The organism is Edaphobacter sp. FHG110511_03 (genome assembly GCF_059115365.1).
On the sequence record NZ_JBZYWL010000002.1, the window covers coordinates 634,184 to 643,599 of the forward strand.

Genomic DNA, 9,416 nt, shown 5'->3' on the forward strand with positions numbered 1-9,416 from the left:
ACTCTTCCTCGGCGGCGGGCATCCAAAAGGTATGCTCCGTCGCGACTTTCTAAAATCCGCCAGCGCCGCAGGAATTGCCTCCACTGTCTCGAACGCCTCCGGACAAACACCGCCCTCTCGACCTGCAACCCGCCCAGAGGCTCCTGGCATGATCTACCGGACGCTTGGCACGACCGGTGAACGAGTATCGGCCATCGGCATGGGAGGAGCCCACATCGGAGGTGGTCCCGATGCGGCGTCCAGGATCAGCCTCGTGCGGTCCGCCGTAGACCATGGAATCACCTTCCTCGACAATTGCTGGGATTACAGCGACGGCATCGCCGAAGTCCGCATGGGACAAGCCCTTCGCGACGGCTATCGACAGAAGGTCTTCCTGATGACCAAGATGGATGGCCGAACTAAAGAGGCATACGACAAACAGCTCGAGCAATCGCTCGGCCGCCTGCAGACCGACATGATCGACCTGGTGCAGTTCCATGAGATTATTCGCATGGAAGATCCCGACCGCATCTTCGCGGCTGGAGGAGCGATCGAAGCCGCCGTTGCCGCACGGCAGGCGGGCAAGATCCGCTACATCGGCTTCACCGGCCATAAAGATCCGGCCGTTCATCTGCGTATGCTCGAAATGGCACAGAAACATAACTTCCACTTCGACACCGTGCAGATGCCAATCAACGTGATGGACGCTCACTTCCGTTCGTTCACCAAACAGGTGATGCCCGTCGCCTTGAAACAAGGCATCGGCGTTCTAGCTATGAAGACCTTCGGCAGCTCCTTCATTCTCGATAGCAAGACGGTTGAACCGATCGAGGCGCTGCACTATGGCCTGACCCAGCCGGTCTCGGTAGTAATTACCGGGATCGATTCCCCGAAGATTCTCGACCAGGCTCTGACGGCGGCAAAGACCTTCAAGCCACTCAGTGAAACCCAGGTTTCCGCCCTGCTTGCCCGCACAAAGGATGCAGCCAGTGAAGGTCGCTTCGAACTCTTCAAGACCTCGAACCATTTCGACGGAACCGCGGCCAATCCGAAGTGGCTTGGCTGACCCGTTCCGCTGGTATGATCAAAGGTATGACACAGCTTGATGTCCTGTACCGGTACGGCGTGCCGCCGACAGAAGCAAGTATGCTGGCCGTGGCCAGGGTACGCGAAGTCTATGGCATCCGCAGCCTTGTCCTGGATGAGGCTCAGAAGACGGTTCGTGTGGAGTACGATGCCACCCGCCTGAACGAGGCAATGGTTCATCAGCTTCTGCGACGCGCCGGACTTGATCTGGTGGAGAAGGTAACGCTGTTCACGATTCCGGAGCCCGTTGAAGCTCCCCCTGCTGCAGCTCCCACAGCCAAGTAAGAACCAGAGGCCGTACAATCGTTTTTGCGATACAGTAGAGTTCTGCTTTTACCGCGCCTGTAGCTCAGCTGGATAGAGCAACTGGCTTCGAACCAGTAGGTCGGGAGTTCGAATCTCTCCGGGCGCACCAGTTTCAACAACTTACGGGCTGTAAAAACCATTGAGGGCAAGATGGGGGCAAGATAAGAAACAGCCCCTCCCTCAACGAGACGGTGGAAAGCACCGTGAAGTAGCAAAAAGGGGACGGCCTCCACCAAAGGGAGGCCGTTTTCTATGCTCGAGATAGTTACAGTCTAGGCGCTTTTCTTCTTCCTCAGCATCTCCACAACCTTGGCATTGGCAGCTCTGGCCTTGTCGAGCGATCGGCGGCCACCATAACCGAGCGTGGTCCGGATGTCGGTATGGCGCATCAGGGTCTTCTGCATCTCCAGCGGAATCTCCTCCTCGCCCATCATGGCGCGATACGTGTGTCGGAAGTCGTGCCAGCCCAGGCTCTCGATGCCTACCCTTTTCCCAGCCGGGACAAGATGATCCTGCTGCATGGTCCCGCCCCAATATGGGCGCCCGGTGGCATGGTTCCCGAAGATCCAGCCGTTCACGACGTCGTAGAAGCTATCGTCGGAGTCGCATTCCGCCTTCCACGCCTTCAGAACCTCGGCGAGATCGTCGTGCATCGGTAGCTCGGCCTCGGACTCTTCCGTCTTGGTGTCGTCGACGTGGTTGCCGACTACGGAGACCTTGACGCTGATCTTGCCCTCCTCGAGGTCTACTTGATCCCAGCGCAGGCCGAGGATCTCGCTGATGCGGAGGCCGAGGATCATGGCGACCTGGATCATGAAGCGGACGTGCTCGGGAAGATCGACGTCTATGATGATCGCGCGGTACTGCTCGCCGGTGAGGAGAGTATGAGTGCGGACGCGCTTCTTCCTACCCTTGACGTCGATTAGCTTGGCCGGGTTCTCGGTGATCGGCATCATCTGCCACTTCATGGCGTACTTGTAGAGGAGATGGACGAACGCCTTCAGATGGAGCTTAGTCTTCTTGCTCACGTCTCGAGCTGGCTTGCCGGGGATGATCTTCTCGGGGATGAGCTTGCCCTTCGCCATGCGGGTCGGGATTACTTTATCGGGGATCGGGAGCCGCTGGTAGCCGTTGATCCAGTCCTCTACGGTCGTAACCTCACGCGCCATGTCCTCGACGCGCCAAGTCTCAAACTCCATCCGGACTCGCTTCAGGAACGACTTGTAGGTGGTTCGGCCGCGTGGACGGACGTCCTCCATGCCCTCTTTGAGGAAGCGGTCGCATAGGGCGGAGACCTTTATCCCCGCCCTAAGCTGGTTGATCTCTTCCCGTTTCTTTGCCGCGGCCTTCTCTGCCGCAGCCTTCGTCTTATACTTCTCAACGGTGCCGAGTATCTCTGCCCGCTGGACATCCCCGTCCATGTAGCGCAAGGTCCAGACGTCCGGGCCTTTCTTGCGAGCCTTACGCACGACGCTGCCGTTTTGGTAGCTGGTTCTCTTCATATCTATCCTGAGTTCAAGGCCTTGAAGCCGACTCTAGTCCAGGGGGTATCTGCAAAGTCTTACTATTTCATACGTTGATTGTAGATAACTCGGCTTCATTTCCCGTTCATTAGCGAAGGGCGAGAAAACTCTTCGGCTGCAGCCGCTTCAAGAATTTTCTTCACGCCGGCGTGGGAGATTTTGAATCCTGACCGCTGAAGTTCTTCAGCGATAGTCCGTAGCGGCGTACCTGCTTCGCGTAGTTCCTTCATACGTCTGATCGCGGTCTGTTGTGCATTGTCTCGAACAAGCTCACCATCCGAACGCACTGCCCACCCGAAGGGTACCTTGCCACCGAGATACCGGCTCCGGACACGCTGATCACTCTTGATGTCTCGTATTCGCTCTCGAATCCTGTCCCGCTCGGCCTCGGCCACCGCGGAGAGAATCGTGAAGACGAGCTTTGAGATTCCGTTGCCTGTGACGTCGCCGCCCAAGTCGATCATGTGAAGCGATACGCCGGCCTTTTGCAATCTCGCAAGCACGTCGAGCGCATTCAGAGCGGAGCGGAACATCCGATCTAGCTTCGGTGTAATCAACACGTCGCCGGGTTTGAGTATGGCGAGAAGCTTGGCCCCTTCCGGTCGATCAACGAGCGGCTTGGACCCCGAGACACCTCGTTCGACGAATAGCTCGTCGATCTTGAGTCCTAGCATCATGGCATACCCTTCTATGGTGCGTTGCTGCGCCCCGAGGCTCTCGCCTTCCTCTGCCTGACGTTCGGTGCTGACTCTCGTATACCCGTAAACTGCCATAGTGTCTCCGCGTAAACTTGTACACTTGCAGATGCAAGTTAGCACGACGAGGCCATAATGTAAACGTGTTGTAGCAAGTTTACAGGCGGGAGCGTTGCCGCGCTGGGCGAGGGTCAACGCTGCGCTTGAATTCATCCCATCGCTACACAATTGATTGAATTGGAACTGTGGTTTAGGGATGCGGGCAGAAGGGGAAGACCCTCAGGCGTTTTCACTCGAAGAGGACCAGCATATTTCGGATGAATTCAAAGAAGGCGATGAGATCACGATCACCAATCATCCTGATTATCCTTCAGTCGCGGCTATGGGCCTAGAGAGCGGCGGCCACTATGAAATCACGCATATAAAGACGGGCGTCGTCCTCAGAACAATGCACCGAGCCGATATGTGGAAGGTGGAATAGTCAGGTCCATGGCTGCAGATTATTGAGCAGCAGATCGCCGCGTTGATAGAGCGAGTGCGGGGCTGGAATTGGAACGGCTATGAACTCCGGTTGATGAAGGAGGCGGGCAAGTCTCCACCCGCCCGTCAACCCAAGTGAGTGTTCGATTGCCGTATCGCTTGAGCAACTTTATATGGTGGAGTAACGACGAATTGCGTGGTCTGCTGAAAACGCGAATTCCAAACTTAGGAGGCGAGATTGCTCCCTGTCGGCTACAGAGCGCCAGATCCGCGATGCGCTCAAGCGCTGTCGTTGAAGGCAAGAGGAATCGTCGCTGAGATACAGAGCCAGGAATCGTCCAACTTCTCGCCGCCTTGAAGCACGCAGGTTGGCCGGCAGGACCATAACCAACAACTTGCGGCTGTTACGGCAATTGATGTGGGCCGATCGCTTCAGCGACACGCTGATACGAGTCGGGAGTTATTGGACTGAGAAGTCAAAGGCCGAACCGCTCACACCGCCGCTGACACCGACATAGGCTACTCCGGGCTTGTCAGCTTTGAACTCGAGCGGCGTGGTGAGAGTACTGTCGCCGTACACGTGATATCCTCCCAGCTTTGCGCCGTCAGGTCCGTGCAACCGCACGTCGGTTATAGATGCGTTGGTGTCCCGCGTCCTCATAACCACCTTCAATGTTTGTCCGGGGAGCACCGCTAGTTTGAAGTACCGCAACTGAGTATCTGTGACACCCTGATAGACACAGGGCACGAGTAAGGTTGCGGTTTCGAACGTGTCGCCCCCGGGAGGCAAATCTAGCTTGGGACCGATCAGCCCGGCATTCGACGGACACAACCTGGGAGTTGAGGCCGGAGGCGACGCTCTAACGGCCCTCAGCAAGCGTTCGGCCTTTGCGGTTTTCACGGGGTCTCCGGTTTCGCGTGCCGCAGACACCGTCTGCTCGGCCAGTTGTATCGCGCGTTTCGTGTCCCCCGCCTTCTTGTACAAGAGTGCCAGCGTTTCTCGCGCAGCGGCCGTCGGAACTGCCTTCAGGGACGCCTCCAACGAGTCGATCGCGTCGCTCAACTTCTGGTTCTGAGCTTGGGCCAAGCCCTTCTGAAATTCCTCGATGGCTCGTCGCGCCGCGTTGTTATCCGCATGACGTAGAGCAAGTTCTTCCTTCAATTCTTCTAGCGATGCCACCTTCACCGTGGTCATGTAGCCGAGTACTTGGCCAAGCACCGCCACGCCGCACAAGACCAGGAACACGGCAAACACATAGAAAAACGCCCGATGCACAAGCTGGTAGAACCGCTCCCGGCTGATCTTCTCGCCTACGAGTTTGAACACCGACTCAGGAACAGTCTTGGTCCGGAAGACGATGAGTAGGATGACAGCGAGGAACGCAAAGAGGGTAAACGGATCCTTGATTGTGACGGCGGCCTTGATCAGTTCACTCATAAGAGGCCTCGCGCCCGACGAATCCCGCCGGACGAATTCCCCAATGATCAGCCTGCGGGCAGATAATACTCTTGGTGAAGGATTACCGACAAGTTCTGGTGGCCGATGCATACGGAGGGTACAAGCGTGGTGGCCGGCAACGAGATCACGCTGCGCGTTATGGGGTGTGTCTGAAGCAGGCTCCGGCGCTGCTCGACGACATGTGTACGCAGATACTGGCTGCGCAGAAGACTGCTTTTGCCCAAAAGTGTCACAAGCAAGGCAGCCAGCTACACACTGGCGCTGTGGAATAGGCTCACTCGCTTCCTTGACCATCCGGAGCTGGAGCTATCCACCAACCCTGCAGAGAATTCCATGCGTCCCATCGCGGTTGGCAGGAAGAACTGGATCCATCTCGGCAGCGCTCATGGCGGATCGAAGATCGCCGCCATCTTCTCGGTGGCAGAGAGCTGCCGGCGCTTGAAGATCCCGGTGCGCGAGTATCTGGCCGCCGTGCCGCCGGCCTCAACCATCGCTCCATCCACAGCGTTGCCCAACTCACCCCAACGCCGGGGCCTCCAAATAAACGTCGCTATTAAATGGCTCCCACCCTTATCCGTCAACCGTGCGTTTGCTCGCACGTTTACGGTAATGCAGTCTCTTCTCCCTCGACAAAGCGGAGGCTCCGACTGACCTATAAGGGCATCTCCGAATCGCTACTGCAGGCTTCTAGTTCACCTAATCCCCTAACCCGCAGTTCGGTCTGGGGCCGGCGTCGCGATGGCGGTTGCGAGATTTCCCGAGATCCAAAACATCTACATTCGCTTCCGCGCATGAGGGCGCTGTTAGTATTGGGATGTTGTCGCCGCGAGATTTGCGCAAGGGCGGGCGAACCCACGAGCACCAGGGTTCCAATCCAATCTCGAAGGCAGGCAACCATGTATACGATAAAAGGCTTCTGCGAGTTCGCGCAGATCAGCACCCGTCACTTCCACACTATTAGAGCTCAGGGCCTGGGTCCCGACGTGGTCCGTATTGGGCGCTCTGTCCGGATAACGGAAGAGGCAGCCCAAGAATGGATCAAGAAGCATACCGAGAGCGCAGCATGATCGCAGCCAGTGCGGGTAGGCTCAATTCTCCCTCCACAAAAATGTGCGCGCCAACTATCTCTGTTGCCAATGCTGTGCTGTCTGTGACAGCCAAGGAGAATCTATGAATCGTCCAGCTTTCATATCCGACCCGCAGGTTGGTCCGATAGATGACCCGGTGATGCCGGTGTCGTATGTTTGTCCGCAAGCGCCCCGGCGCCTGCTCAAAAGTAAGCTCGTACAGCGAACTGTCTTATCGTCTGGCTGCATTCTGCTTAGTATGCTTTCTCCGATCATGACGCGAAGAAACCAATCAGCGAGGTATCAGAAAGGTGGCGCGCGTGAAATCTAGTCAGTCAACAACTTCAGTTGCGAAGTCCAAAAAGACCCCCAAAAACAGAGGCAGAGAATATGCCTTCTTCACGATGGACCGCCGGACCTGGCATCGCGTATGCGATTTAGGCGACGTGAATCTAGCGGCCACCTACATGACGATCGTCCAGGGAGTCTGCTTCCAACATAGCAAGTGGTCTGCCAAATCGGTATGCATATACACCGGGATCTCACGTCCGCGGGCCACAGAGCACATCGAGCATCTGATCGAGAAGGGATTCTTCCAACTAGGTCGGAAGCACACCAGAGCCAAACCGCAATACATCGTCACCCCAAATGAAAACCTGTTCCAGCCGGGCGGAGGTGTGCCATCCCTTGAAAAGCAGGCTTCCGACACGCTCTGGCTGCCCACCGTTCTCGTACAGGGTTTGAAAGACAAACCTGCCTCACCGCTTCGGGAACTAGTGGCCACCCAGAACATTTGCCCGCTTCGTCTTCTGACCGACCTATATGCGGAGCAGCACTTGGCGGGCGATGGAGGAATTAGCCGACGGGTTGTGTATGACGGCTACAAGAGAGACCGAATTGGAGAGCGAGGGGAAGCTGTCATTTGGGCCTTTACTCAGGATGGGTCAACATATCGCGGGAGCAATGAACGATGGATGGAGGCCTACGATGGCGACTCATTTTTCGATGCCATTAAGACCCTATACATGCTTGGCTTGTTAGGGGTTGTTGAGCACCTGACTCAAAGTGAATCAACGGATTCGGAAATTACACATGCCATCCCTAGCCGTTTCTGTCAGGGCGCACTACCCGACGAGGTAAAGGTTTCACGTGCGGCACAGTCCGCTGCGCTATCGCTGCTGACACCATCTTTACAGGAGGAGATTGAGTGGCGTGCCCTGCTAGTTCCGGTGAAACGACACCTGCCAAAGGTTCACTGCTTTGGAATCTACCGCCTTACTCACCGACCCCACACCGCCCTCACCGAGGAGTGGGCTCTGCGAAGTCTGAGGGCTGCTGAGACCTACATCCCCGTGTACAAGCAATGGGAATTGAAAGGTTATCAAGCAGCGCAGGAGGCGTTGGAAGAACATCAGCGAAGATCTGCGTAGATTATTAAAATCGAGCACATCAAGGCTTATCAACGAATGTCTAGGCCTTATCTAAGAAGGTCTAGGCTTTTCCAAGTCCATCTAAGAAAGTAATTGAGGAAGTAGAACAAGAGAGAACACGCTTTGCGCGCTCTCTCTTCTCCTACTTCCTGTCCCTCAACTCTGAAAGATTGGAAGAACAAAAGCAAAAGCTTCCTGTGAAAGAAAGACCAAACAGCCCTTTAGTCGGAGCTTTTTGCTTCGGAAAATATAAGAACAAAGCCCTCTTCCTTTTTTAAAACACGTGAACCCCATTCGCACAGTGTAAGTTGTTATATGTGAATATGATAGACCGAATAATAGGCTAATTGGGGTTGATGCTAACACTGACATTGAGGGGTCAAAACAGGCTATTTGACTTGTTCTAGGGTGTCGTCATGTCATCCTTTCCCTGTCGTGAATGTCACCCTTCGAGGTCGTTTTTGATAGGTAGCGTAGTTCCCGTCACACCGTCACGCTCTCTGCGTTACGCGCGGACACACCGAGTTTCTATTTCCTCATTGCTGGTCATCGTCCCATTGCGTTATCGCGGGAACGAAGGGCTCTCAAGCAGAGGCAATTCAAAGAAGTCCTCACAAGGACTAGGCCGTGCATCAAAATAATGTGTTCTCTTGCCTAGGTCACAGAGACATTTGTCCTAAGTTAGGTCGATCAACGTTCCCGCGGAAGTCACGGCTAGGGTGACCTTGACGACCGGTTGAAGGTGACGTCCGAGGCGCCCGCCGTGATCTATTGCGACGTTGAGCGATTTACTGCAGGAGCAGATTGTCTTGGCGTTCCTTCAAGCGACGGAGGATTGCAAGTTCCTCCCCGTCCCAGCACTCCTCACCGAATACAGTGGCCGCGACGTAACGGGTGACCTCATGCCGAACGAGGCGAAGGGGGATCCACTCGATCATCTCGGCCATGTGCGGACGCACGGGACCAGGATGCGCGACATCCCTGGAAGGGTGTTGTACGGCACCGAAGACGACCCTCGCGACGAGGCCGACGGAATCACTGACGCGCCGATTCGGGCCGCTGGGACGCCGTGTGTGCTCTCTAGTAAGGCTCGAGGCGGCGCTAGGGCGACTCGGCTGGGGGGAACAAGGCGGCCGGAATTGCCATCATCGCCGACCATCCCGCGGTCACAGGATCTGGACGACGACAAGTTTTGGCAGAATCTGAGCCAGATGTCATAGACTTCTCTTCTAAGACAAACTGCTGAGATTCGATTCAATGTCAAGAAAGATTGGCCGCAACGAACCCTGCCCCTGCGGATCCGGGAAAACGGACGAAATGCCACGGGAATTGTGGCGTATCTTTGGCAGCACCGACTCTCGCTGATTCAGGCACTCTCGTCGTCATGGACG

General features: G+C 56.0%; 10 protein-coding genes and 1 tRNA gene. 8 read left to right on the forward strand and 3 right to left on the reverse strand.

The genetic code is table 11. The features are described from left to right. The first annotated feature begins 31 nt into the window (after positions 1-31). The 3 genes from AC5S26_RS11965 to AC5S26_RS11975 all read left to right on the forward strand — a co-directional run bounded on the left by AC5S26_RS11965 (position 32) and on the right by AC5S26_RS11975 (position 1,480). Positions 32-1,045: an aldo/keto reductase gene (locus tag AC5S26_RS11965; RefSeq protein ID WP_494185122.1), complete on the forward strand. Its 1,014-nt coding sequence runs from the start codon at positions 32-34 to the stop codon at positions 1,043-1,045. 26 nt (positions 1,046-1,071) lie between these two features. Further along, positions 1,072-1,350, forward strand: a complete 279-nt coding sequence (locus AC5S26_RS11970; RefSeq protein ID WP_494185123.1) for a hypothetical protein — start codon at positions 1,072-1,074, stop codon at positions 1,348-1,350. A 53-nt stretch (positions 1,351-1,403) separates the two neighbouring features. Further along, positions 1,404-1,480: transfer RNA gene (locus tag AC5S26_RS11975), tRNA-Arg, on the forward strand. A 163-nt stretch (positions 1,481-1,643) separates the two neighbouring features. Here the strand turns inward: AC5S26_RS11975 and AC5S26_RS11980 are convergent. Both AC5S26_RS11980 and AC5S26_RS11985 read right to left on the reverse strand, forming a co-directional pair. Beyond that, complete coding sequence (locus AC5S26_RS11980) at positions 1,644-2,873, reverse strand: tyrosine-type recombinase/integrase (protein ID WP_494185124.1); 1,230 nt, start codon at positions 2,871-2,873, stop codon at positions 1,644-1,646. Positions 2,874-2,968: 95 nt separating this feature from the next. Continuing rightward, positions 2,969-3,667, reverse strand: a complete 699-nt coding sequence (locus AC5S26_RS11985; protein ID WP_494185125.1) for a recombinase family protein — start codon at positions 3,665-3,667, stop codon at positions 2,969-2,971. Between the two features lie 178 nt (positions 3,668-3,845). On the opposite strand from AC5S26_RS11985, the gene AC5S26_RS11990 reads away from it, so the two are divergent. Then, a complete protein-coding gene (locus tag AC5S26_RS11990) occupies positions 3,846-4,070 on the forward strand; it encodes a hypothetical protein (RefSeq protein WP_494185126.1) in 225 nt (74 codons plus the stop codon). A gap of 459 nt (positions 4,071-4,529) precedes the next feature. Here AC5S26_RS11990 and AC5S26_RS11995 read toward each other — a convergent pair whose 3' ends face one another. Further along, complete coding sequence (locus AC5S26_RS11995) at positions 4,530-5,507, reverse strand: tetratricopeptide repeat protein (protein ID WP_494185127.1); 978 nt, start codon at positions 5,505-5,507, stop codon at positions 4,530-4,532. A gap of 219 nt (positions 5,508-5,726) precedes the next feature. On the opposite strand from AC5S26_RS11995, the gene AC5S26_RS12000 reads away from it, so the two are divergent. The 4 genes from AC5S26_RS12000 (at position 5,727) to AC5S26_RS12015 (ending at position 9,390) form a co-directional block, all read left to right on the forward strand. Then, positions 5,727-6,179, forward strand: a complete 453-nt coding sequence (locus AC5S26_RS12000; RefSeq protein ID WP_494185414.1) for an IS66 family transposase — start codon at positions 5,727-5,729, stop codon at positions 6,177-6,179. An 820-nt stretch (positions 6,180-6,999) separates the two neighbouring features. Then, positions 7,000-8,025 carry a hypothetical protein gene (locus tag AC5S26_RS12005; protein ID WP_494185128.1) on the forward strand — a complete coding sequence of 342 codons (1,026 nt, stop codon included), beginning with the start codon at positions 7,000-7,002 and terminating at the stop codon, positions 8,023-8,025. Between the two features lie 809 nt (positions 8,026-8,834). Continuing rightward, on the forward strand, positions 8,835-9,245 hold the full coding sequence (locus AC5S26_RS12010; RefSeq protein WP_494185129.1) for a hypothetical protein: 411 nt from the start codon (positions 8,835-8,837) through the stop codon (positions 9,243-9,245). Between the two features lie 37 nt (positions 9,246-9,282). Beyond that, entirely contained in the window at positions 9,283-9,390 is a 108-nt protein-coding gene (locus AC5S26_RS12015; protein WP_494185130.1) for an SEC-C metal-binding domain-containing protein, read from the forward strand. Positions 9,391-9,416: the final 26 nt, after the last annotated feature.